This window comes from Rhizobium sp. GCM10022189, from assembly GCF_042656325.1.
Classification (GTDB): Bacteria; Pseudomonadota; Alphaproteobacteria; order Rhizobiales; family Rhizobiaceae; genus Rhizobium.
Map to the genome: position 1 here is coordinate 14,600 of NZ_JBHSOR010000020.1, position 21,457 is coordinate 36,056.

Consider the following 21,457-nt stretch of genomic DNA (forward strand, 5'->3'; position numbering starts at 1 on the left):
CTCACTTGACCGGATAGGTGAAATAGCGGGCCGAGAAGAACGCGAAGAGGCGCATCATCAGCCAGGAAATGACGAGGTAGAAGACGGTGATGGTGAAATAGACCTCGAAGCTGCGGAAACTGTCGGATTCGATGCGCTGCGCCACCGAGGTCAGCTCATAGGCCGAGATGGCCGAGCAGATGCTGGTGGAGAGCGTCAGCAGCACGAACTGGCTGGTGAGCGAGGGGTAGATCGCCCGCAGCGCCGGTTTCAGGATGATGAGGCGGAAGACCTGCACCTTGTGCAGGCCGAGCGCGAGGCCGGCTTCCATCTGGCCGCGCGGGATGGATTGCACGCCGCCGCGGATGATCTCGATCGCATAGGCGCCGCCATTGATGCCGAGCGCGATGATTGCCGTCGGCGTCGGGGCGAGCCGGATGCCGATCAGCGGCAAGGCGAAGAAGAGGAAGAAGATCTGCACCAGGAAGGGCGTGTTGCGGATGAGCTCGACAAAGCCGATCACCAGCCAGCGCAGCGCCTTGACATGCGAATCCCTCAGCGCCACGCCGCCGATGCCGATGACGACGGCAAGCGCCATGCCGCAGATGGCCAGCAGGAAGGTGCCGAGACAGCCGAGCAGCAGGCTCGGCATGCCGTCGATGACGGGGGTGAAATCCAGTTGGTAGTTCATGCTGTCCTTGCCGCTTTCGCCATATCCGCGTCCACCATTCCCGACATTGCCTCTATCGCCAGCTCGTAGCCGCGGGCGCCGAAGCCGATCAGGATGGCGGTGGCAACGCGCGAGACGAGCGATTTGTGATAGATTTCCTCGCGGGCATGGACGTTGGAAATATGCAGCTCGATCTTCGGCGCATCGAAGGTCTTCAGCGCATCGAGAAGGGCAATCGAGGTGAAGGTGTAGCCGGCGGGATTGATGATGATGCCGCAGGCTTGCCCGCGGGCCTGATGGACGCTCTCCACCAGCTCGCCCTCGAAATTCGTCTGGCGGAAATCGATCGCAAAGCCGAGGCTTTCCGCCTTTGCCGCACATTTTTGCCGGATATCGGCAAGCGTGGTGGCGCCGTAAATATGCGGCTCGCGCTCGCCGAGCAGGTTGAGGTTCGGTCCGTTGAGGACGAAGATGGTTCTGGTCATGTCGCGCACCTCGAACGGGGCTGGGTCTCTGGCTCCGGTCGCCATCCTCGGGGCAGGCCCGAGGATGACGGCAGAGACGGCGTCAGCCGGCGGTGAACGGAATGCCGTCGAGGCTCTTGGGGAATTCCGGAACCGGCACCTTCATCCACTTGTCGTAGATCTTCTTCAGTTCGCCATTGGCCTTGATCTTGTCGATGAAGGCGTTGATCGAGGCGTTGAGCTCCTTTTCGCCGAGGCGGGTGCAGGCGCCGTTATAGAGCTTCTGGAATTCCAGCTTGTTTTCGAATTCGCCGGGGCGGGCCTTTTCGACGCGGTCCATGTAGAAAATGTTGCCGCCGAGCGCATCGACCTGGCCGGAAACCAGCGCCTGCACGCTTGCCGCATCGCCGTCGAAGCGGCGGATGGTGGCGGTCGGCGGGGCGTTTTTCGTCACCTGCGTATCCTGCGCGGCACCCTTGGCGACGGAGATGGTCAGGTTCGCCATGTCCTCGTTGGTCTTGATCGACTTGTTCTTGGGGCCGATCAGCACGATGGCATTGGCATTATAGGGCTGGCTGAACTGCACCGCCTTGGCGCGGTCGGGCAGCATGGCCATGGTGGCAAAGAGCACGTCGACGCGGCCGGACGTCAGCGCCGGGATGCGGTTGTTGACTTCGAGCGGCACGAATTCCACCTCGACGCCGAGTTCCTTGGCATAGGCCGCGCCCATATCGGCATCGAAACCGTCCTGCTTGCCGGCGCTGGTGACGAAGCCCCACGGCGGGTTGTCGCCCTGGATGCCGACGATCAGCTTGCCGCGGGCCTTGATTTCTTCCGGGGTGACGGCGGCGGCCGGGTTTGCGAGACCGACGGCAGCCACGAGAGCGGCGGCACCCAGCAGGGCGCCACGCCGCGTCAGCACAGACTTCAGCATTGCAATTCTCCTCCTTTTGCACGGCCGCCAGGCAAGGGCACGGGCGGCCCGACAGTCATCCTCTCCCGACTGTTCGCAACCATGTTTGCCAGAGGGGCGCTCATAAATCAACATAGTTTTTGAAAATCATATGAGACTTTTGATTTGATCAATTGAATTGAAATCCTCACGACATTCACCATAATGCCATCAGGAGATTGGCGCGCCGCGGCCAGCGCGGCCCGAAGGAGGAGGATTGCTGACATGAAGACCTCGATTGCGACAGTGACGCTTTCAGGCGAATTGCCGGAAAAACTCGAAGCGATCGCGCGCGCCGGCTTCGACGGCGTGGAGATTTTCGAAAACGATTTCCTGGCCTTCGACGGCAGCCCCGCCGATGTCGGCCGCATGGCGCGCGATCTCGGCCTGACGATCACGCTGTTCCAGCCCTTCCGCGATTTTGAGGGCATGCCGGATGCCTTGCGCGGGCGCACCTTCGACCGGGCCGAGCGCAAGTTCGACATCATGCAGGAACTCGGCACCGACATGGTGCTCGTCTGCTCCAACGTTTCGCAGGCAGCCCTTGGCGGCATCGACCGGGCGGCGGCCGATTTCCGCGAGCTTGGCGAGCGGGCGGCCAGACGCGGGCTGAAGGTGGGCTACGAGGCGCTTGCCTGGGGCCGCTTCGTCAACGACCACCGCGATGCCTGGGAGATCGTGCGCCGCGCCGACCACGAGAATGTCGGGCTGATCCTCGACAGTTTCCATTCGCTGTCGCGCAAGATCGACATCAATTCCATCCGCTCGATCCCGAAGGAGAAGATCTTCATCGTGCAGCTGGCCGATGCGCCGCTGATCGACATGGACCTGCTCTACTGGTCGAGGCACTTCCGCAACATGCCGGGCGAGGGCGACCTGCCGGTCACCGCATTTACCGAGGCGGTGGCCTCCACCGGCTATGACGGTTTCTTCTCGCTGGAAATCTTCAACGACCAGTTCCGCGGCGGCTCGACACGCGAAATCGCCGCCGACGGCCACCGCTCGCTGATCTATCTGGCAGACCAGATCCGCCGCAAGGTGGACACGCCTGTCGGCATCGACATGCCGGACCGAGCCGCCGTCAGGGGCGTCGGCTTCGTCGAATTCGCAACCGACGCGGAGGAGGCGGTGGAGCTTGTCGCCCTTCTGGAAGCGCTGGGCTTCCGCAAGGCGGCGGTGCACCGCTCCAAGAAGGTGACGCTGTTCCAGCAGGGCGCGATCCGCATCCTCGTCAATGTCGATCCGGCAGGTTTTGCCAATGCCGCCTATGCCGTGCACGGCACGTTCGCCTATGCGATGGCGCTCGTGGTCGACGATGCGGCGGAGGCCTATGCGCGGGCGCTGGCGCTCGATGCCGAAGCCTTCGCCCAGCCGGTGGCGGCGGGCGAGCTGCAGCTGCCGGCGATCCGGGGCGTGGGCGGCGGGCTGATCTACCTCATCGACGAAAAGAGCCCGCTCGGCCGTTTCTCGGAGATCGATTTCGAGCCGGTCGCGGAGGAGGGCAAGGCTGGCGATGCAGGGCACGCCGGCGATGCAAGGCACGCTGGCGATGCCGGCCTCCTGCAGGTCGATCATATCGCCCAGACGGTCGCCTATGACGAAATGCTGACCTGGCTGCTTTTCTACACCTCGATCTTCGACACCCGCAAAACCCCGATGGTCGACATCATCGACCCGGCGGGCGTGGTGCGCAGCCAGGTGATCGAAAACGAGGCGGGCACGCTGCGCATCACCATGAACGGCGCCGAAAACCGCCGCACGCTCGCCGGCCATTTCATCGCCGAAAAATTCGGCTCCGGCATCCAGCACCTGGCATTCTCGACCAAGGATATCTTTGCCACCGCCGAAGCCTTGCGCGCCAGGGGCTTCAAGGCCCTGCCGATCTCGCCGAACTATTACGACGACGTGGAGGCCCGCTTCGGGCTGGAGCCGGCGCTGACGGAGCGGCTGAAGGCGGAAAACATCCTCTACGACCGGGATGGCGAGGGGGAATATTTCCAGCTCTACAGCGGCACCTATGGAGAGGGTTTCTTCTTCGAGGTGGTGGAGCGGCGCAGCTATCGCGGCTACGGGGCGGCGAACGCGATCTTCCGGATTGCGGCGCTGAAGAAGCAGATGCGGCCGGAGGGGATGCCGCGGGATGCGGGGTGAGGGCGAGGGTGGCTGCGCTGGCCGCCATCAGCACCGACAATCCCGAAACCGCGGGCCGTTCACCCGATCCGCCCGCTCTTCAGCACATGCGCCACCCCGCTCTGCACATGCCGCACGATCACCGCGCGCGCGCCCTCGACATCGCGTTTCAGCGCCAGCTCGAAGAGCAGCTTGTGGTCGTCCACCACGGCCTGCCCGCGAAAACTCCGCGCCAGCATGTGGTACCTCAGAAACCGGTCGAAGACCGAGGACAGCGTCGCCATCAGCGTCGCCGAATTGCAGGCCGAGACGATCGCCTGATGAAATTCCCAGTCGTAGCGCACCCAGTCGACCGTCCTTGACGCATCGCCGGAGAGCAGCTTGCGCTCGGCGGCGGCCAGCTTGTGGTGGGCGGCGACGATGCGGCCTTCCCATTCCAGGTTGCCGGCGGCAAAGGAAAGCCCGATCGCGTGGGTTTCGAGCACGGTGCGCAGGTCGGCAAGCTCTTCCAGCTCCTTCACCGAGGCCGGGCTCACCTCGAAGCCGCGCTGGCCCTCGGCAAGCACGAGGTTTTCCATGGCAAGGCGGCTCAGGATCTCGCGCAGCGAGGAGACGCTGATGGAATAATGTTCGCGCGCCTGCTCGAGCTTGATGCGGGCGCCCGGCGCCAGCGCGCCGGAAATGATGTCCTGCCGGACGCGCCGGAAGACGACGTCGCTGATCGTTTCGGAGGCTTCGCCGGCCGTCTTCGGCATCTGTTTTTCGCTCGGCATCAGGTTGCGTCCCGCTTCATTTCTGGGCGGGCAGGGCGGCGAGCAGCCCGCGGCCGAGCGCATGTTCGACACCGGCCTGGATATGGCGCTGCAGGATTTGCTTGGCGGTCGCGCTGTCGCGCCGCAGCGCCGCCTCCAAAAGCTGCCGGTGCTCCTCTTCGGCCACGCTGCCGCGATAGGAAAGCGCCACCATCTGATAGCGCAGGTATTTGTCGAAGACGGAAGAATGCGTTTCCATCAGAAGCCGCGAGCCGCAGGCGGCAATCAGCGCCTGATGGAATTCCCAGTCGTAACGCTTCCAGTCCTCGGCCTGGCTGGTATCGCCTGATGCCATCACCTTTTCCATGCGCGCCAGCTTGTAATGGGCCGAAACGAGCTGCGCCTCCCATTCCACATCCCCCTGTTCGAAGGATTGTTCCAGCGCATGTTCCTCCAGGAGCAGCCGCAGGCCGGCAATCTCGCGCAGGTCGGCCACCGAAACCGGCGCCACCTCGAAACCGCGCTGGCCCTCGGCCACGACAAGCCCTTCCGAAGTCAGCCGGTTGAGGATCTCGCGCAGCGTGCTGACGCTGGTGCCATAGGCCCCTTTCAGATTTTCCAGCTTCAGCTTCTGCCCGGGCGCAAGCCGCCCGAAGAGGATATCCGCCCGGATCTGCCGGTAGCCGCTCTCGGCGACGGTCTCCTCGATATCTTCCTGCCGCATGCTTGTCTCCGAGATTTTCCGTTTTCTCCTATATAGCGGGAGAACTCGGGCAGGTTCAACGGAAAACGGAAATTGCGGTCAGGGGCGGCGGGGGCGGGCTTGCGCGCCGTCAGGCCGAGGCGCGGGGCTTGGTCAGGCCCTTGCCGACATTCTGCCCCGGCATTTCGATGAGCGTGTAGCCGAGCCAGGCGAGCCCATAGACGATCGGCACGGTGATCGCCAGCGTCAGGGCCCAGCGCACGGGATCGGAAACGTCGGCCGTGCGGATGAGACAGGCGATGACCGGCTGCATGACCATGAGGTGGATGAGATAGGCGCCGAAGGAAAGTTCGCCGAGCGTGTGGAAGAAGCCGTTGCCCAGCCAGGCGCCGACCGGGCGCAGCCGTTTTGCCGCAAATTCCGGCAGGCGGTGCGTATGGATGAAGGCGAAGAAGATCAGGACGAGGGCGACCCGCACCGTCTCGTGCATCAGGTCGTGCAGGCCGCCGACAGGGGCAAGCACGAGCACGATCGCGACCGCCGCGAACTGGAAGGCGCGCGCCCTGTCCGTCCGCAAGGCGCCGGCCAGCAGCATGCCGGCGGCAAAGACGTGCATCTTGAGCGGCAGGAAGGTCGGCATCGGAAAACGGATGCTCAGCCGGTTGAGAATATAGGCGATCGCCAGCCCGCAAACGGCAGCGGCGACCACGCCCTTGATCCAGCCGATGCGGCCGATGACGATCATGACGAAGGGCAGGGCGGCGTAGAACTGCATTTCCAGGCCGATGCTCCAGTCCGGCAGCGCCGTCCGGTAGGCGAAATGCGGGCTGAGGCCGAAGAGGAAGGTCAGGTGCGCGAGATAGTTGGCGAGGCTGCCGTCGAGATAGCGCTCGGCAAGCTGCGGGCGCACGCCGTTGAAAGCGTCGATCGCCATGCGGGCATCGTAGACGAGGGGGCCGAGCGTCAGGGCGGCCACAAGCATCACGTAATAGAGCGGCGCGATGCGGAAATAGCGCCGCACCCAGAAGGTGATCCACGTGCCCGACGCCTCCCACGGCTCCCGGTCGCGCCGGCGCTGATAGTGGAAGACCATCAGGAAGCCGGAGAGCATGATGAAGAGATCGACGCCGAGATCGGGATCGCCGATGATGGGCACCGCAAAACCGGTCAGCAGGTGGGCGTGGCCGATCAGGACCCACAGGGCGGCCAGTCCGCGCAGGCCGTCGAGGCAATCGACCCGACCGCCAGTGCTTGCACTCGTCACGTGCGAATTCCTCTACTTTCGATTGGGGAGTTTCACCGTTTTCCTGTCAAGGTAGGCGGATTTGACCATTTTTTGGACGGTGGCACAAGTCTTTTATTGCGTCGCAGCAAGGCGGGGGCCGATTGCAACCGCCGGGATGGACCTTTCAACCTGCGTAAGTATTTGAACTCGTTCGCCGGCTTGCGGGTGGGCCATAGTGTCCCGAAAGCGCACAAGCGCTTGACTCTTCGGCCCATGCGGCTTTCCATTGTGCGACGCATCATAGGAGCAACGATGGAACTCTCGTCAAAACTCGTGAAATCCGTTGCCTACGACCCGTCGACAGGGGTCCTCGACATCGAGATTCGCCTGAAGGGCCACCGCCGCTATTACAACGTGCCGCCGGTCGTCTATGAAAACCTGATCACCGCCACGTCGCCCGGCTGGTACTATACCCGCCATATCCGCGACGCCTTCCCCCGCTCGGCCGAGGGCGCCGAAGGCCGCCTCGGCCCGCTCAAATCGATTCTCGGCCGGCGCGGCCAGTTTTCCTGATTGGGTGAAGATGGCCGGGGCAGGCGGCGGCAATGGGCAAATACGCAATTTCACGCTGCCGGTGGCCCGGCAGCGTGAAATTCCTGGTCTGAGTCGATCGGGCGAGGCCGGTATCAGCCGAGGGCGGGGGCGGCGAGCGTCGCCTTCTCGGACTGCGGCAGGCGCGGAACGATCCACTGGTCGATATAGCCCGGCTGCGGATGGACGCCTTCGGAGCTGATGGCCCAATAGGTCGCCGCATTGGACTGGAAGACGGTCGCCGAGTTCGAGGTGAAGCCGACATTGTAGGTGCCGTCGCCATTGTCGGTGACAGCATTGATGGTGCGCGAACCGTAGGTCGCCGGCTGATATTCCACCACGATGACATTGCCCGCCTTGGGAACGAAGCCGCTGAGCACGCCAGAACTCAGGACGCTTGCGCCGTCGCCCGGCGTATAGGACAGAAGCGTGCCGATCTGGCCGATATCCGCCGCGGCGCGGAACTTGTCCGGGTTGGCGGGATAGTCGGTCCAGGCGCGGTCGACATCGATATAGCCGTCATGGCCGAAGCCGGTATTGCTGCGGATGTCGCCGTTGATGCTGTTGCGGCCGGTGACCCATACGGCGGTGCTGACGGAGATGCCTGCCGCGGTCGCAAAGGCCGTCGTAGAGCTGTTCTGCGGCGGCACGGTGCACTGGATCACGCGCATGTCGCTTCCGAGCCGCGCCTTGATGCGCGAGATCAGGCCCGTCATGCGGGATTTCCAGGTTGCGGTCGTCGTGTTGGCGTCGTTCGTGCCCATCTGGTTGAGCACGACCGTGAACGGGTATTTGCCGCCGTTGAAGGCCTTGATGTCGTCGAGGATGTCCCAGCGCAGGAAGGCGCTGGTCGTCAGTTCCCGCGCCGACTGGGCCGAGGGGCAACCGATGATCATATGGGGAATGCGGCCGAGATCGCCATCGGCATCGAGCCATTTGCTTTCCCAGCCGAGATTGCCCCTGGCATCGGCAGAGGCGGAGACTTCCTGGCGTCCGTAGCCGATACTGTCGGCGGTGCCGAGGACCACGGGCCGGCCGTCCCATTCGCCCTTGGCGAGCATCATGTCCGGCCCGTAGCAGATCTGCTGCGAATTCGTCTGGTTGCCCGGCGCGACGGTGTAGAACACGTCGAGCGAGGGCGTGACGGGCGCGTCGGCTGCGATCAGGGCTTCCAGTGCCGTCGGGTCGGCGGCGGCCCAGAATTTCTCGCCGCGATGTTTCTGGATGCGGTAAGGGCCGACGAAGTTCTGGCCGGCATTGACGTGCCAGCGGGTGACGACGACGAAATCCGCTTCGGCGTCGAGATCGGGCGCGGTCGGGAAATCGCACCATGCGCCCTTTGCGCCCGACGCGATCGTCACGCCGGGGCTGCCGGCGAAGGTGCCGGGATAGGCCACGCCGCCGATGACGAGATCGACGGCGTCGATCACCACGTCGTTTCCGGGCAGGATCGTTTCCTGCGGGCCGAAGCCCTCGTTGAGCGCAAAGCCGGAGAAGTGAAAGCGGAAGCCGCGCGTCACATAGGAGGCGTTTCCGAATTTCAGCTTGCTTGCGAAATAGTTGAGGCCGCTTGCGGCGGGCATGAGAAAGCCCGAGGGCATGCGGGTGCGGGAGGCGAAGAACATGTAGCGGTTGGGCTCGACGCCGCCCCCGCCACTGTTCGGCATGTTTGTGGATGTCCCGAGGGACAAGCCGAGAGAAAGGCCAAGCATGGTGAATGCTCTCCTTGTTAGACGCTGTAGTGAAAGGGACGGCGAACTGCCCACGATCCGCGGGGATCAGGCGAGGATGACGGACGGCGACTGGCCGATCCGGGCGCCGAAATAGCGCGTTTCGCCGGCATGAACCAGCCAGCCGGTGGTGGCGGTCACGGGCGTGCGGAAATCGACGCGGATTGCCGCATCCGTGGCGGTCACGGTCCAGAACTGCTCGTCGCTGACGGCTTCGACCGGCACGGCAAGGGCGGTTGCGGTCGCATCCGCATTGTGGTGGCCCTCGATGTCGGCCAGCGAAATCGGCAGGCTTGCGCCCGAGATTGCGTTCGTGCCGCTGCGGCTCAGATAGATGTCAAACTTGCTCATGGATTTTTTCCCTTCGAGTTTGCACCACGACCGGTGCATGTCGCGAAGTTGGAGCCCGAAAGGTTGAAAGCTAAACCGGGCCTTCGCATGGCCCGACGGGAATATTTCGAAATCGGCCGTCCAAAAGTTTTGACCTTGCGTTGCATTGCGGATTCAAGCCAATCTGGATTGCTCGGATGGGGGATGTCTTGGCCCATAGTTTCAGATCCGGCCTGCTGGCCGCAAGCCTCATGATTGCCTGCGCGGGCCTTGCCGCGGCGGCCGAGATGCCGGCGTCGTGGAAGAAATCCATGACCGGCGATCCGGCGAAGAACCATTATGTCGCCGAGGCCCTGAAGCCGCTTGCAAACCCGGATGCCCAGACATTGCGGGTGGTGAAGCTTGCCGATACGCTCGCCAGGCTCTGCAGCGGGGCGGCGCTCGACAAGAAGGCGCTCTACGCCTTCATGACCGAGGCGCGTTTTGCCGAGATCAAGGGCAAGGCCTATAACGAGGCCGCCTTCCTTGCCGACAGCAGCTTCCGCTATTTCGACTACCGGGCGCTCGCGCATCTGTGCGCCGGCAGCGCCACGCTGTTCGGGCCGCAGGGCCGGCTTGCGCCGGGCGTGCTCAAGCCCGGCAAGGGCCGGCCGACGGCGAGCTACGATCCGGACAATCCGCTCGTCCCGCTGCCGCCGCTGGCGCGCAAATCCTGAGCGCAGCGGCGGCGCGGATCGATCCCTTGCGCGCCGCAGCAAATTTCGTCAGCATCCGGCCATGCCGACTCTCAAGCAGCTTTCCATAGCCCTCGGTCTTCTGACCAGCGACCACGCTCCCGTGCCCGATCAGGACGGCTGGGTGAACTATGTCTGGCGCGTGCAGGCGGCCCGGCAGTGCCTTGCCGTCAAGGACGGATATTGCGAGCTGGTCGAGGACAAGTGGGACTGGAAGCGGCCGCAATATTACAGTTTCTCCTTCCGCGCGGACCCGGCCAGAAACTCCGTCACCTCGCGCATCACGCTCAAGAACGAGGACCCCGAAGACGACGACCAGGTCTGCGTCGTCGCAAGCTATCTTAACGCGGCGGGGCAGGAGGTGGGCATTTTCTACGCCAACTGGCGCGCGCTGCCCGGCCGCTCCTATACGCGCGAGGCGCCGATCTGGCTGAGCACGGACGTGCGCGAGATCGAAACCGTGGCGATCGGCACCAAACAATGCGACGTGAAGGCCAAACCGGACGCGGAGAATTTCTACCGGATCAGGCTGGCGCTGAACCAGCACTGACCGCAGGACGTTCGCGCCTTTAACAGCCTATCGGATGCCGCTGCCGGGTGGGGCGGGTACCACCATATCGCCCGACGTGCCGAGCCTGCCGCCCTTCCTGACGCCGATCGTTCCCGTCGGACGCGGGTCGGCCCGTTCCTCGTGCAGCGAGGCCACGACGAGGAAAACAAGCCCGAGCGCGATGGCAAGGAATGGCGGCCCGGCGAAGATGATCAGGAGGTAATGCAGTGGTTTCATATAATGCCGTAGACAGGTGAGCTTCTCACCTGGGCAGCGCTTTCTTCAATCGGTTTCAGTGCGCGGATTCGAGCGGGCTTTCCCGCTGTCCACTCTTCCTTGCCGCTGCCGGTGCTGCAAATTCGGCGGGAGGCAAGGCTTGGTGCTTTCCGGCCTTGGTAATCGGGATCGCCGGCAAAAGATATAACAAACGTCACATCGCGGTTGCGAGGCGGTGAAACCCGGCGCGGTGTTCACACCTGTAGGATGGTGTATAGATCACTCTGCCGCAGGTGCGACGGTCGTTTTCAGCATCGCATTCGAGATAAATTTCGGAGGCGAATAAAACCACTTCGCGCCTAACCGAAGCAGAAGTGCTTCCAGGGCAAGACTGCTCCCGACTGCGATCAGAATAACGGTTGCAATCAAACCGAGCGAGATACCGAAGTGCTGAGGAAAGGCGTCCGCCATCAGATCCGCCACTGTCGCGACAATGGGGACGTGGGCAACATAAATAGGCAGGGTACGGCGACCGAAAAAGGTCAAAACACCCGCAGCCGCTGTGCCCGCCAGCAAGCAGGCCCCGCCCAATCCGGCACCAACCCCCGCTGCTCCCGCGAGAACCTCTATCGGCCATTGAACGGGTCCGTCTATGATTTCGATAGCTGCGATTGCCAAAACAAATACAATAAGGCCGCGCCAGAAAAGCTTGGTGCCTCCGTGCTGGATGAACGACTTTATATCGCTGGCATAGAAAGAGCCGAACAGGAAAAACACTGCGTATTTCGGCGCATTCATCTGCGGCCAACTCAGACCCGGAATGGCGTTGCCGAACGCAAGCAACGAAGCGACGGCGGCCAGCCCAATGACGAATGCCCTGTTTGCTGAAGATAGCGCCTTCGCCAGCACGAAGAAAATCATCAATGCCCACAGAAACCATATGCCCGTGCGCGGATCGAAAATCATGCTGAAGAGATATATGAAGTCGCTGCCTTCCTTGAGGTCGCGTATATTTGGGTAAATTGCTCCAAAATAAGCAAACCGGACAACTGACCAGACAACGAACAGCCAGAGCAATACAACGATCTTGCTGCTCAGAAATTCCCGCCAGGGTTTCCTTGTCGCAGATCCGGCCAGAACGCCGGATATCAGGAAGAATGTCGGCATACGCACATAGGCCAATATTTCGTTCATCTTCGGGATGAACCAAAGAACCTCGTTATTTGCCGTGAGATACAAGATCGTATGATGCAGAACGACCAGAAGAATCGATGCACCTCGAGCAATATCAATCGCTTCAATATTCTGCTTCATAAATTATCCCGCACGCTCTAATTGCGTGAGCGTAAACGCTCGCTTGGAAATTTACAAGCCGATTTTGCTGCATTGCAATAGAGCGGGTTGGTGGGTACGGCAATGCAATAGGAATGCACAAAGTTACAAAATTCAAAAAAAGGGTCTTGCGCACTTTTCGCGCATGAGGTGTATCCTCTTTGCATTCGGTCGGGGGACCTACATGCGCTCGGGGACTATCGGCAGCTCTACGCGAGATCTGCTTGCCAATGCTATCAATATGCTCAAACGGTTCTGGAAGTCTTACCAGAACGGGGGTTTTGAAGATGATTGGGGCTTCGCCGTCGTCAGCGAAGAGGTGATCGACATCAACACGAAGATGCCGATTTCGGGCAACGTGATGCGAAAGGTTGTCGACGGTCGCTGGGTCTACCGGCAGATGACAGACGAGGAACGCGAAGACTTTGACGCCAGCCGCCGTTGGTAGTCGCGCACTCGGGCGCGGCCTGCAACCTCATTTTACACACGTAAAAATTCGCGGATTGCGGGCACAACCAACCTAAAGGATAGTTGCGGTGCCTATGAGTGTTTTGCCCGAATTGGGGGCCTCGCGATCTGCGAGGCCTTTTTTCGTTTCAATTTTGATCTTGCCCCAAGTGCTGCGCGGTTTTGAGTTCGCTCTGGCGGCTCTCGGTTCGTGCATTTGGGCCGCATCGGATTGACGCTTGAGGGCACTCGGCTTGTGTGCGACGGTCTAATCCTCAGTCGGAGGCATAGGCGCCCGCTCACAGATGACGGGGATCGGGCAGATCTAGGCGGCAGCGCGTCGGCCCGGCATCAGGATGCGAAGCATCACACGCTGTCCGTGCTTCTCGAAAACGAACCAGGATAGGTGAGCCAGCGCAATCGCAACGGCGAGATAGGCACACAAAGCCAGAGCGACACTTAGCTCCAACCCGATCGACGGTGACAGTCGCTTGGCGATCTTGGTGAAGCCGGAAACCAGCAGCGGGTGGATCAGGTAAAGCGAATAGGAAATTTGGCCCAAGTAATAGACAGGCTTGTTGCCAAACAGCCCTTCTCCAACCCTTGACCCTTGGGCAATCAGCCAGACGATCAGTACGATGATCAGGTAACTCAGGAGATCAGTGGCATCCCACAACCAGCTCAGGGCCAGTGCCACAACGGAAACCGGGAGAAGATAGTCTGCCATCCGCAGCCGCCCAGAGCCTGCCCGCTCGGAGAGCGAGTAGCCGATGACGCCGAGAATGAAGCCGCAAAGCGCCCTGATCAGCGAGAAGGAGTGATCAGGTGATACGATGTCCATCGGTCCCTGCACGCCGAGGCCCATGTGAGAGAGCCAACCGACAACGGCCAGTGCGCCAACGGCGATGACGGCCAGGATCGCCGTACCTTGGGCCGCTATCAGCGCGATGAGCGGGAACAAAATGTAACAAAACAACTCCGCGCTCACCGACCACGAGACCCCGATGATCGGCGTCGCATGGAGCCCCCATCCTGTCAGCATGAAGATATTGCAGAACGCATCCCACGCTTGAAGAGCGACCTGTTCGCCCCCGCCCATATTCAGATGCAGTTTCACCGCGGCTATCAAGAGTATCGCGAGGTAGGCGGGATATATTCGGCATACGCGTTTTATTAGAAATTCCCGATAATCGGACGAGCTAAATCTGGCGGAAAAAATCGAGGCATAATTATAGGCGAGCACATATCCACTAAGCACAAAGAAAGCATCAACTGCGATGTAGCCTGGCCCTACCGAGAATATCCGGTCGCTCCCTAACGCTCGAGAAAAATGATATAAGGCTACGATTAATGCGGCGACACCACGAAAACCTGTCAGCGCGCGAATTTCTACTTTTTTTGCCATCAAATGAACCCTCGCCTTCACTGGGGGTGTTTACACTGGCGAATAGCCGGTTGAAACACGAATCCTTCGTCGGTTGCAAAAAAATCAGATCAGGTTGCAAATTCATCCCATTGCGATGCCGCAGTACTCCTGACGAAAAGGCGATGGGATTTGCACTACTGGAAGGAAGAAGCTCCCTCGTATTAACGCAGGCTCGCGGCGTTGTTGTGTCAGCCCGGCGATGATGCGTGGTTCGCAGGCGCGGCAGTCCGCCCTCCCGCACCCGCACCCCACCCCATCACCCCACCAGCCTCTCCTTATCCGCCTGCGCCAGTCGCGGCACGATCCAGTGGTCGATGTAGCCGGGTTGCGGGTGGACGCCTTCGGGGCTGATGGCCCAGTAGGTGCGGGCGTTGGGCTGGAAGGCGGTGTTGTAGGTGTTGGCGAAGGTGATGAAGGAGGTGCCGTCGCCGTTGTCGCTGGCGTCGATCACCACGCGGTTGGCGTAGAGGCCGGGCTGGTATTCGACGAGAAGCGTGTCGCCGACCTTCGGGTGGAAGTCGGCGGTGGCGGTCGGGTGGGTGGTGGCGCCGTCGCCGGGGGTGACGGAGAGGAGGGTGCCGATCTGGCCGAGATCGGTGGCGGCGCGGAATTTGTCGGGGTTGTCGGGATAATCGGTCCAGGCGCGGTCGACATCGAGGCAGCCGTCGTGGCCGAAGCCGGCATTGGCGCGGATATCGTCGTTGATGCTGGCGCGGCCCGTCGTCCAGACCGGCGCGCTGACGGTGATGGCGGCGGCGGTGGAATAGGCGGCGGTGGTGCCGTTCTGCGGCGGCACGGTGCATTGGATCACCCTCATGTCGCTGCCGAGGCGGGCCTTGATGCGGGCGATCAGGCCGGTGAGGCGCAATTTCCAGGTGGCGGTCGTCGTGTTGGCGTCGTTGGTGCCCATCTGGTTGACGACGACGGTGAAAGGGTAGCGGCCGGCGTTGAAATCCCTGATCTCGTCGAGGATATCCCAGCGCATCAGCGCGCTTGCGGCCAGTTCGCGGGCGGACTGGGCCGAGGGGCAGCCGATGAAGAGATGCGGGATGCGGCCGGGGCCGCCCTCGGCATCCAGCCATTTGCTGAGCCAGCCGAGATTGCCCCTGGCATCGGCGGAGGCCGAGACTTCCTGGCGGCCGTAGCCGACGCTGTCGCCGACGCCGAGCACGACGGGCCGGCCGTCCCAGCCGCCCTTGGCGAGCATGATGTCCGGCCCGTAGCAGATAAGCTGGCTGTTCGTCTGGTTGCCGGGGGCGACGGCGTAGAAGGCGTCGAGGGCGGCCGTGGTCGGCGCGTCGGCGGCGATGAGGGCGGCCAGCGCCGGCGCATCGGCCGCCGCCCAGTATTTTTCGCCGCGGTGCTTCTGGATGCGGGCGGGGCCGATGAATTTCTGGCCGACGGCGGCAATGTGCCAGCGGGTGACAACGTGGAAATCCTCCAGCGGCCCGATCTCGCCCGCAAAGGCCGGGAAGTCGCAATAGACGCCCCTGGAGCCCGAGGCGATCGTTGCGCCGGGCGCGCCGGCAAAATCGGCCGGGTAGGCGGTGCCGCGCACGATCAGCTCCACGCCGTCGATCATGACGTCGTTGCCGGGCAGGATCGTTTCCTGCGGGCCGAAGCCTTCGTTCAGCGCAAAGCCGGAAAAGTGGAAACGCGGCGCTCTCGTCCTGTAGGGCGCGTTGCCGAATGTGAGCCGGCTTGCGAAATGGGTAAGGCCGATGCCGGTCGTATCGACCGCATAGCCGGAGGGCAGACGCCCGCCGCGCGAGGCGAAGAGCATGTAGCGGTCGGGATCGACAGGCACGCCGGCGCTCCTGACGGGGATGACGGGCGCATTGGCATAAAGGCTGCGCCCGTCGGTGATGCGCACGGCGCCGAGCACCGGCAGGCCGTTGTGGATCGTGGCGCCATCGCTGACGATCTCGATGCCGAGCACGGGCCTGTTGTCGGCAAAGAGCGTGGCCTCGCCCGCCTCCCGGATGCCGATGACGGGGCGGTTGTTGAACATCAGCGTGCCGTCGGCAACGATGACGACGCCCTGCACGGGCTGCATGTTGTAGAGTTTCGCCATCGGCGCTCTTCCTCGCGGAACGGAAAAAAGAGAGCGGCCGAAGCCGCCCGAAAGTGCCTGCCGGCCGGTCTCGGTCAGCCGCCAGGCGGGGAGGAGGTCAGAAGGTCGGGCGCCAGCCAGTCCGGGGCAGGGCCGCCAAGGGCTTCCTGCACGCCGTTGCCGGCGGGTTTTGCGGGCTCGGCGGGGCTTCCCGGCTCGGCGGCTCTGGCGGGCGCCTTGCGCTCGGCCGGCTGCGGCAGGCCCTTTTCGCCGGCCTTTGCCAGCCGCACCCATTTCGGGCGGCGCTTCTCGTCGCGCCAGACGCTGTCGGGAAGCGTGAAACGCTCGCCGGGGTCGCGCCTGGCGCCGCCGTAATAGCCGGATAGGGTGGCGACGACATCAACCATGCGAGGGCACGCCTGCGGTGAAGCCGGCGGTGATCCTGCCGGTCGTCGGCGCCGTGCCGGTCACGGTGTAGAGCAGGCGCAGATAGGCCTCGTCCGTGCCGTGCGGAATATGGCTCGGCGGGATGATCCTGCCGGCCTTGAGATCGGCGAGGCCGAGCGTGGTGGTCAGCACGGCCTTCGGCGAGGCGAAGGCCTCGTTGTCGTCGGTCTGGATGGTGACGGCAAGCGAGGTGAGGTTGTTGAAGCCTTCCACCACCTGGATGAGGAAGGGGATCGGCTCGCCCTTGCCGATATCGCGGGTGATGCCGGCCCTCACCGGGCCGAGATGGATGACATTGGTGCTGGGGCCGGTCGCGGTGATCGCCTGGGCGTCCGAAAGCAGCGTCTGCCGGTCGAAAATCATGGTGGATACCTTTCCGTGGGGGACTGCCCGCCGCTCGTCACGGCGGGCTGGTTCAAAGAGGGCCGCCCGCCGCCTTGAGGCGGCGGGGCTGGGTGGAGCCGGTCAGGCGAGCGCCGGAACGGCGGCTTCGGTGTTGAGGATGGCGTCCGTCTCGCGGATCGGGATGCCGCGATAGAACTTCACTTCCTGGCCCTCGACGAACTGCGTGGTCAGGTGCACGGTGTTCTGCCGGTCTGATGTCAGCGCGCGGTCGGAAGACTGCACGTCGAGCACTTCCAGCACATCCTTGTTCATGTAGATGGCGATGCGGCTGGCCTTGGCGTTCAGCCGGCGCGACTGCAGGCGATAGTAGGCCTTGCGCATCAGCGACCAGAGATCGACGTTGCCGGCCATCATGTCGGACACGTCGATATTGGCGACGCGGGCATTGTAGCGCCAGTCCTTCACGGCAGCCCCGATATGCCAGGTATAGAGCGTTTCCTTGGCATAGTAGGGGTCGCCATTGGCATCCAGCACGCGCTGCTCGCCCTTGTCGTCGATCTTCACACCCGCCTTCGTGCCCTTGGGGTAGAGAAGGTGGGTGGCGTGGTCGCCCCAGGTGACGAACAGATCGAGGTATTGTCGGCCCCGGTGCCGCCGCCGTTGACCACCTGGTTGGCGATGTTCGGCTGGGCCGGGTTCGGCAGGTTGGGGTTATAGGCGGAGTAGCGGGCCGAAAGGCCCTTGAACTTCTCCGGCGTCGTCGCCGTGTCGTGGTAGAAGAGGCCCGACGCCATTTCCTGGCTGAGCGACTCGATGAAGGGCATGGTGTCGACCAGGCGGGCCTTGGCCTTGTCCGGGGCGAGATCGAGCAGGCGCATGTCGATTTCGGAGCGGGCATGCACGAAGCCGGTCGTGTCGTCCACCTGCTGCATCGTCGCCTTCGACTGCTTGATGCCCTGGTAGAGCCGGCCCCAGGAAACGGAGGGCAGGCCGGTGCGCACCATGTGGCGGTGCACGGCATCCATGTTGCATTCGACGGCCATCGCGTCGTCGAGGATCGGGTTCTGCTGGGAAAGAAGCTCGATGACGGCGCCTTCGGCCGAGCCTTTGAATGCGTCAACGAGGTTGGGGTAGTAGCTGCCAATGGTGGCCATGTCTTATCAGCCCTTCGGTGCGTCTTTGGGAAACATCAGGTGCGCGGTTTCGGCCTTCCTGCCGTTTCCGCCCGCGCCGCCGTTCGGTGGGTTGTCCTCCTGGATCATCGATCCGACCTTTGCGAAAATTCTGATCATCTCGGGGTGGTTGCCGCCGCCGCTGGAATTGAGGTAGTCGCGCAGCGCCGGCGTGCCGAGCCGGGAGAGCGCGCGCTGGGCCGCACCCACGGTGCCCGCCCATTTGGCGCCGCCGATCTCGCGGTCGCGGCGGGCCTCGTCGGCCCAGCCCTGCACGCGGCCGGCCCAGGCTTCGGAAGCCGCTCTGCCGCGCTTGCCCTGGATCTCGATGAAACGGTCGGCCAGCTGCTGCGCCTGCCGGTTGGTGAGGCCGAGCGCGTGGAATTCCGGGCCGAGCGCGTCGACCAGCTCCTGGTCCACCGCGATGCCTTCGGGCATGGTCAGCTGGTAGCGGCCGTCGTCCGGCACGCGGTCGGCAATATCGCCGGAAGTCTCGTCGCCGCCGGTATCGGCGGGGTCGCCGCGCTCTTCGGTGGAAATATCACCGTCCGGTGACGCGGCATCCTCGGGGAAGAGAACGGTCTCGGGGGCCGCATCCTCGCCATTGTTGCTGCCGCTGCCGGCGCCCTCGGCGCTCATCGCCATCTGCGGCCTGCCGATCCTAAACGTCGCTGTCATAATCCTCGCCTTCCTCGTCTGCGGCGCGGCTTGCCGCCGCTGCCCTGTCGTTTGCCTTGAGATCCGCGATTGCCAGCAGCAGGCGCGGATAGAGCGTCGGGTCGATGCGGTCGAGCTCGGCGATCAGCCGGCGGCCGACGCCCTGCCTGCCCAGCGTGTAATGCGTGGCGTTCACGAGTTCGCCGGCGTAGGCTTCCCGGTAGATCGCGCACTGTTCCAGCAGCCAGAAGAGCACGCGCTTGCCGGATGCGGTGGAAAAGACCTCGCGGAAGGCCGCGGTGATTTCGTCCTGCCCGATGCTGTGCGGGATGGATGGTTGATCCTTAAACTGCTCCATCAGGCGAGCCCCAGCTGGCGCAGGAGCGCTGCCCCGTTCGGGTTCTCGTTGGCGTCGGCCAGCACCTGCGCGGCCTTGGCGCCCTGGTTCAGCGCGGGCGCCACCTGCTGCGCCATCTGCGCGGTCTCAGCCGCCTGCATCTGCTGCGCCCGTTGCGCGCGGATATCCTCCACCCGGTCGTCGGCGAGGATCATCGAGGGCGGGGCGCCGATCGCGTCGAAATAGAGGTCGATCGCCTCGTCGACATCGAGCTTGTCGAGCGCTTCGGGCTTGACCGCCGAGACCTGGCCCATAAAGGCCACGCCGCGTTCGATGGCGCCGGTGGCGACCGCCTGCTGCGCCTGGGCGAGCGTGGAGATATACTCCACCTTCAGCTCCGTGCCCTGCAGTTCCGGCGGGGGCGGGGGCAGCTCGTCGCGGGCGGCCAGAATATCGAAGGTGCGGTCGATGGTCGGCCCCAGCTGGTCGCCGAAGACGTTTTCCAGAACCGGGCCTAGCTGCAAAAGCTGCTCTTCCTTGCGCTGCGTCAGCTCGAACTGGTTGCGCGGCTGCACGCCGTCCATATTGGTGATGGCGAAGAAGAGATCGGCAAAGAAGGTCTTTTCGATGCGGTTCTGCACTTCCCGGATGTCTTCGCGCAGCTCCATCAGGCTGAGGTTCACCTCCATGGCCGGGCGGAAACCCTTGCCGGTCGGGTCGTCGACATAGTTCACCGCGCCCGGCAGCAGCGAGGCCGGGCTGTTCTGCATGGAGGTCGGCGCGTTCATCGGCGGGCGCACCTTCTTGTCGATGCCTTCGAGCTTGCGCATCTGCTCCAGCTGCAGCATGCGGATATCGCCGAGCGCCTTCTGGCCGGGCGAGAGCGCATAGTGGTCGTCCTCGGAAAGCTCCCAGGCCGGCGCGATGATCGGATTGGAATCGAAGCCGCTTTCCTCCAAGAGTTCGGAGCCGGTCTCGTCGATCCAGTAGTTGGAAAGGAAGGGCTTGTTGCGCTTGTCGATCCTGTCGGGATCGCGGTCGTGGCGCGGCTCGATGGCGTGGTAGACATCGAAACATTCGCCGTATTTCGACGTGTCGTAGAGGCTTCTGACGCGCTCCGGCACGTTGTCGTAGCCGAAGCGCTCGACGATGCGCTGCACCGACCAGCGGAAGGTGCGGTAGAGCGTGGTGGCCTTGCCCTTGTGGTCCCTGGCGATCCAGAAGCGGCCATGCACCAGCTGCTGCACGCGGATGACCGTCTCCTCGTCTTCCACGAGGATGGCGACGGACTGGCCGAACTGGCCGAGATCGCCATAGCCGATATGGAAGGCGCGGTAGAGATTGGAGGCGGCGAAGACCTCGCGCATCTTGTCCTGCACGGCGGCGAGATAGACTTTCACCGAATCCCGCTTCTTCAGGTCGGGATCGAAGGTGGTGAGGCGAAACCACGGGCGGGCCGGCGAGGTGAGGCCCGAATGCATGCCCGATTTCAGCGTCTCGTAGGCATGGGTGCCGGTGCTGTCGATGATCCTGTCGCGCGAGCGCGGCCCCTCGCGGCCGGAATGGAGCCTCAGCCGCGTCGGCTCGATATGCTCGGCCAGCGCCCGCCACTCCGCCTCCCAGGGCTGGCGCACCTCTTTCAGTTCGGCAAGCCGGCGGCGGTGATAGGCAATCTGCGTCTCGTTATCGCGTCGATGGTTTTCCATGGCGCGCCTCACTGACCGAGCAGCGTCTTCTTGAGCGCATTGCCGGACAGCGCCGGCGATTGCGTATCGGCAAGAACGGGCGCGCCGGACGGCGAGGTGAGGATGGTGGACGGCGCGCCCTTGATGCGGTCGGAAGCGCGGCGCGCGGCCGACGATTGCGCGGCGGCATAATCGGGCGTCTTCTGCTGCGCATATTCGGGCGGTGCCTGCGGCGGCTCGGCTTTCGGCGGGGAGGAGAACATGCACATGGGGCGTCATCCGATCGTCAGGGTTGGACCGTCGGCCGGCAGGCGGATGGCCCGCGGCCGGTTCGGCATCGATGGGAGACAGGCTTGCGGGGGAAAGGTTGTGGGGGTGACATGGGGGGAGTTCGCTGAGGGGGCGGGTGTGGCCCGGCTCTGTCCGGCGTGGGCTTCGGTGGTGTTTGACACCGTTGCGCGCTGCGGCGTGCCGCGCCCCCCTCTGTCCTGCCGGGTCCTTCGGACCCCCCACAGGTGGGGAGATTGGCT

23 protein-coding genes and 1 pseudogene are annotated in these 21,457 nt (G+C 63.5%); 5 read left to right on the forward strand and 19 right to left on the reverse strand.

What is annotated here, in order from left to right; translation table 11 throughout:
• Position 1 precedes the first annotated feature (1 nt).
• The 3 genes from ACFPWW_RS11555 to ACFPWW_RS11565 all read right to left on the reverse strand — a co-directional run bounded on the left by ACFPWW_RS11555 (position 2) and on the right by ACFPWW_RS11565 (position 2,047).
• Positions 2–670, reverse strand: coding sequence for an amino acid ABC transporter permease (locus tag ACFPWW_RS11555; protein ID WP_112566512.1), 669 nt, complete (start codon positions 668–670; stop codon positions 2–4).
• Positions 667–1,134: a type II 3-dehydroquinate dehydratase gene (gene aroQ / locus ACFPWW_RS11560; protein ID WP_377311716.1), complete on the reverse strand. Its 468-nt coding sequence runs from the start codon at positions 1,132–1,134 to the stop codon at positions 667–669. The genes ACFPWW_RS11555 and aroQ overlap by 4 nt, the downstream gene beginning before the upstream one ends.
• A gap of 82 nt (positions 1,135–1,216) precedes the next feature.
• Positions 1,217–2,047 carry a transporter substrate-binding domain-containing protein gene (locus tag ACFPWW_RS11565; RefSeq protein ID WP_377311718.1) on the reverse strand — a complete coding sequence of 277 codons (831 nt, stop codon included), beginning with the start codon at positions 2,045–2,047 and terminating at the stop codon, positions 1,217–1,219.
• A gap of 243 nt (positions 2,048–2,290) precedes the next feature.
• Between ACFPWW_RS11565 and ACFPWW_RS11570 the strand changes: the two genes are divergently transcribed.
• Positions 2,291–4,216, forward strand: coding sequence for a bifunctional sugar phosphate isomerase/epimerase/4-hydroxyphenylpyruvate dioxygenase family protein (locus ACFPWW_RS11570; RefSeq protein ID WP_377311719.1), 1,926 nt, complete (start codon positions 2,291–2,293; stop codon positions 4,214–4,216).
• A gap of 59 nt (positions 4,217–4,275) precedes the next feature.
• Here the strand turns inward: ACFPWW_RS11570 and ACFPWW_RS11575 are convergent, their stop codons facing one another.
• The 3 genes from ACFPWW_RS11575 to ACFPWW_RS11585 form a co-directional block, all read right to left on the reverse strand.
• On the reverse strand, positions 4,276–4,968 hold the full coding sequence (locus ACFPWW_RS11575; RefSeq protein WP_112566563.1) for a GntR family transcriptional regulator: 693 nt from the start codon (positions 4,966–4,968) through the stop codon (positions 4,276–4,278).
• A 16-nt stretch (positions 4,969–4,984) separates the two neighbouring features.
• Positions 4,985–5,671: a GntR family transcriptional regulator gene (locus ACFPWW_RS11580; RefSeq protein WP_112566500.1), complete on the reverse strand. Its 687-nt coding sequence runs from the start codon at positions 5,669–5,671 to the stop codon at positions 4,985–4,987.
• Between the two features lie 109 nt (positions 5,672–5,780).
• A complete protein-coding gene (locus tag ACFPWW_RS11585) occupies positions 5,781–6,914 on the reverse strand; it encodes an acyltransferase family protein (protein WP_377311720.1) in 1,134 nt (377 codons plus the stop codon).
• Between the two features lie 273 nt (positions 6,915–7,187).
• Between ACFPWW_RS11585 and ACFPWW_RS11590 the strand changes: the two genes are divergently transcribed.
• On the forward strand, positions 7,188–7,448 hold the full coding sequence (locus ACFPWW_RS11590) for a KTSC domain-containing protein (RefSeq protein WP_377311721.1): 261 nt from the start codon (positions 7,188–7,190) through the stop codon (positions 7,446–7,448).
• Between the two features lie 113 nt (positions 7,449–7,561).
• On the opposite strand, the gene ACFPWW_RS11595 is transcribed toward ACFPWW_RS11590, so the two are convergent.
• Positions 7,562–9,133, reverse strand: a complete 1,572-nt coding sequence (locus ACFPWW_RS11595; protein WP_377311722.1) for a hypothetical protein — start codon at positions 9,131–9,133, stop codon at positions 7,562–7,564.
• Positions 9,134–9,244: 111 nt separating this feature from the next.
• A complete protein-coding gene (locus ACFPWW_RS11600; protein WP_377311723.1) occupies positions 9,245–9,547 on the reverse strand; it encodes a hypothetical protein in 303 nt (100 codons plus the stop codon).
• 188 nt (positions 9,548–9,735) lie between these two features.
• Here ACFPWW_RS11600 and ACFPWW_RS11605 point away from each other — a divergent pair, with 188 nt between their 5' ends.
• The gene (locus ACFPWW_RS11605; RefSeq protein WP_377311725.1) at positions 9,736–10,242 is read left to right on the forward strand and encodes a hypothetical protein; all 507 of its coding nucleotides are present in this window, start codon (positions 9,736–9,738) and stop codon (positions 10,240–10,242) included.
• 61 nt (positions 10,243–10,303) lie between these two features.
• A complete protein-coding gene (locus ACFPWW_RS11610; protein WP_377311726.1) occupies positions 10,304–10,810 on the forward strand; it encodes a hypothetical protein in 507 nt (168 codons plus the stop codon).
• A gap of 27 nt (positions 10,811–10,837) precedes the next feature.
• On the opposite strand, the gene ACFPWW_RS11615 is transcribed toward ACFPWW_RS11610, so the two are convergent.
• Together ACFPWW_RS11615 and ACFPWW_RS11620 are read right to left on the reverse strand one after the other, a co-directional pair.
• Entirely contained in the window at positions 10,838–11,047 is a 210-nt protein-coding gene (locus tag ACFPWW_RS11615; protein WP_377311727.1) for a hypothetical protein, read from the reverse strand.
• Between the two features lie 258 nt (positions 11,048–11,305).
• Positions 11,306–12,340, reverse strand: coding sequence for an acyltransferase family protein (locus ACFPWW_RS11620; protein ID WP_377311728.1), 1,035 nt, complete (start codon positions 12,338–12,340; stop codon positions 11,306–11,308).
• Between the two features lie 202 nt (positions 12,341–12,542).
• Between ACFPWW_RS11620 and ACFPWW_RS11625 the strand changes: the two genes are divergently transcribed.
• Positions 12,543–12,806, forward strand: a complete 264-nt coding sequence (locus tag ACFPWW_RS11625) for a hypothetical protein (RefSeq protein WP_377311730.1) — start codon at positions 12,543–12,545, stop codon at positions 12,804–12,806.
• A 324-nt stretch (positions 12,807–13,130) separates the two neighbouring features.
• Here the strand turns inward: ACFPWW_RS11625 and ACFPWW_RS11630 are convergent, their stop codons facing one another.
• From ACFPWW_RS11630 to ACFPWW_RS11670, 9 genes and pseudogenes are all read right to left on the reverse strand, one after another.
• Complete coding sequence (locus ACFPWW_RS11630) at positions 13,131–14,210, reverse strand: acyltransferase family protein (RefSeq protein WP_377311731.1); 1,080 nt, start codon at positions 14,208–14,210, stop codon at positions 13,131–13,133.
• A 277-nt stretch (positions 14,211–14,487) separates the two neighbouring features.
• Positions 14,488–16,305, reverse strand: coding sequence for a hypothetical protein (locus ACFPWW_RS11635; RefSeq protein ID WP_377311732.1), 1,818 nt, complete (start codon positions 16,303–16,305; stop codon positions 14,488–14,490).
• Positions 16,306–16,379: 74 nt separating this feature from the next.
• A complete protein-coding gene (locus tag ACFPWW_RS11640; protein ID WP_377311733.1) occupies positions 16,380–16,691 on the reverse strand; it encodes a hypothetical protein in 312 nt (103 codons plus the stop codon).
• Positions 16,684–17,094 (reverse strand): Bbp16 family capsid cement protein, encoded by a 411-nt coding sequence (locus ACFPWW_RS11645; protein WP_112566482.1) that lies wholly within the window; start codon positions 17,092–17,094, stop codon positions 16,684–16,686. The genes ACFPWW_RS11640 and ACFPWW_RS11645 overlap by 8 nt, the downstream gene beginning before the upstream one ends.
• Before the next feature lie 102 nt (positions 17,095–17,196).
• Positions 17,197–18,230: pseudogene (locus ACFPWW_RS11650) on the reverse strand (major capsid protein).
• Positions 18,231–18,236: 6 nt separating this feature from the next.
• Positions 18,237–18,926: a hypothetical protein gene (locus tag ACFPWW_RS11655; protein ID WP_377311734.1), complete on the reverse strand. Its 690-nt coding sequence runs from the start codon at positions 18,924–18,926 to the stop codon at positions 18,237–18,239.
• Positions 18,910–19,263, reverse strand: coding sequence for a hypothetical protein (locus ACFPWW_RS11660; RefSeq protein WP_377311735.1), 354 nt, complete (start codon positions 19,261–19,263; stop codon positions 18,910–18,912). The genes ACFPWW_RS11655 and ACFPWW_RS11660 overlap by 17 nt, the downstream gene beginning before the upstream one ends.
• The gene (locus ACFPWW_RS11665) at positions 19,263–20,948 is read right to left on the reverse strand and encodes a portal protein (protein WP_112705205.1); all 1,686 of its coding nucleotides are present in this window, start codon (positions 20,946–20,948) and stop codon (positions 19,263–19,265) included. The genes ACFPWW_RS11660 and ACFPWW_RS11665 overlap by 1 nt, the downstream gene beginning before the upstream one ends.
• An 8-nt stretch (positions 20,949–20,956) precedes the next feature.
• Positions 20,957–21,196, reverse strand: a complete 240-nt coding sequence (locus ACFPWW_RS11670; protein ID WP_112566470.1) for a hypothetical protein — start codon at positions 21,194–21,196, stop codon at positions 20,957–20,959.
• Positions 21,197–21,457 lie beyond the last annotated feature (261 nt).

Bases quoted from the DNA above. Each gene is read 5' to 3' on its own strand.
- ACFPWW_RS11570 (WP_377311719.1), top strand. From the start codon at position 2,291: ATGAAGACCTCGATTGCGACAGTGACGCTTTCAGGCGAATTGCCGGAA.
- ACFPWW_RS11655 (WP_377311734.1), bottom strand. From the start codon at position 18,926: ATGACAGCGACGTTTAGGATCGGCAGGCCGCAGATGGCGATGAGCGCC.
- ACFPWW_RS11580 (WP_112566500.1), bottom strand. From the start codon at position 5,671: ATGCGGCAGGAAGATATCGAGGAGACCGTCGCCGAGAGCGGCTACCGG.
- ACFPWW_RS11590 (WP_377311721.1), top strand. From the start codon at position 7,188: ATGGAACTCTCGTCAAAACTCGTGAAATCCGTTGCCTACGACCCGTCG.
- ACFPWW_RS11575 (WP_112566563.1), bottom strand. From the start codon at position 4,968: ATGCCGAGCGAAAAACAGATGCCGAAGACGGCCGGCGAAGCCTCCGAA.
- ACFPWW_RS11595 (WP_377311722.1), bottom strand. From the start codon at position 9,133: ATGCCGAACAGTGGCGGGGGCGGCGTCGAGCCCAACCGCTACATGTTC.
- aroQ (WP_377311716.1), bottom strand. From the start codon at position 1,134: ATGACCAGAACCATCTTCGTCCTCAACGGACCGAACCTCAACCTGCTC.
- ACFPWW_RS11640 (WP_377311733.1), bottom strand. From the start codon at position 16,691: ATGGTTGATGTCGTCGCCACCCTATCCGGCTATTACGGCGGCGCCAGG.
- ACFPWW_RS11565 (WP_377311718.1), bottom strand. From the start codon at position 2,047: ATGCTGAAGTCTGTGCTGACGCGGCGTGGCGCCCTGCTGGGTGCCGCC.
- ACFPWW_RS11665 (WP_112705205.1), bottom strand. From the start codon at position 20,948: ATGGAAAACCATCGACGCGATAACGAGACGCAGATTGCCTATCACCGC.
- ACFPWW_RS11610 (WP_377311726.1), top strand. From the start codon at position 10,304: ATGCCGACTCTCAAGCAGCTTTCCATAGCCCTCGGTCTTCTGACCAGC.
- ACFPWW_RS11645 (WP_112566482.1), bottom strand. From the start codon at position 17,094: ATGATTTTCGACCGGCAGACGCTGCTTTCGGACGCCCAGGCGATCACC.
- ACFPWW_RS11670 (WP_112566470.1), bottom strand. From the start codon at position 21,196: ATGTGCATGTTCTCCTCCCCGCCGAAAGCCGAGCCGCCGCAGGCACCG.
- ACFPWW_RS11625 (WP_377311730.1), top strand. From the start codon at position 12,543: ATGCGCTCGGGGACTATCGGCAGCTCTACGCGAGATCTGCTTGCCAAT.
- ACFPWW_RS11555 (WP_112566512.1), bottom strand. From the start codon at position 670: ATGAACTACCAACTGGATTTCACCCCCGTCATCGACGGCATGCCGAGC.
- ACFPWW_RS11660 (WP_377311735.1), bottom strand. From the start codon at position 19,263: ATGGAGCAGTTTAAGGATCAACCATCCATCCCGCACAGCATCGGGCAG.
- ACFPWW_RS11630 (WP_377311731.1), bottom strand. From the start codon at position 14,210: ATGGCAAAAAAAGTAGAAATTCGCGCGCTGACAGGTTTTCGTGGTGTC.
- ACFPWW_RS11615 (WP_377311727.1), bottom strand. From the start codon at position 11,047: ATGAAACCACTGCATTACCTCCTGATCATCTTCGCCGGGCCGCCATTC.
- ACFPWW_RS11600 (WP_377311723.1), bottom strand. From the start codon at position 9,547: ATGAGCAAGTTTGACATCTATCTGAGCCGCAGCGGCACGAACGCAATC.
- ACFPWW_RS11635 (WP_377311732.1), bottom strand. From the start codon at position 16,305: ATGGCGAAACTCTACAACATGCAGCCCGTGCAGGGCGTCGTCATCGTT.
- ACFPWW_RS11620 (WP_377311728.1), bottom strand. From the start codon at position 12,340: ATGAAGCAGAATATTGAAGCGATTGATATTGCTCGAGGTGCATCGATT.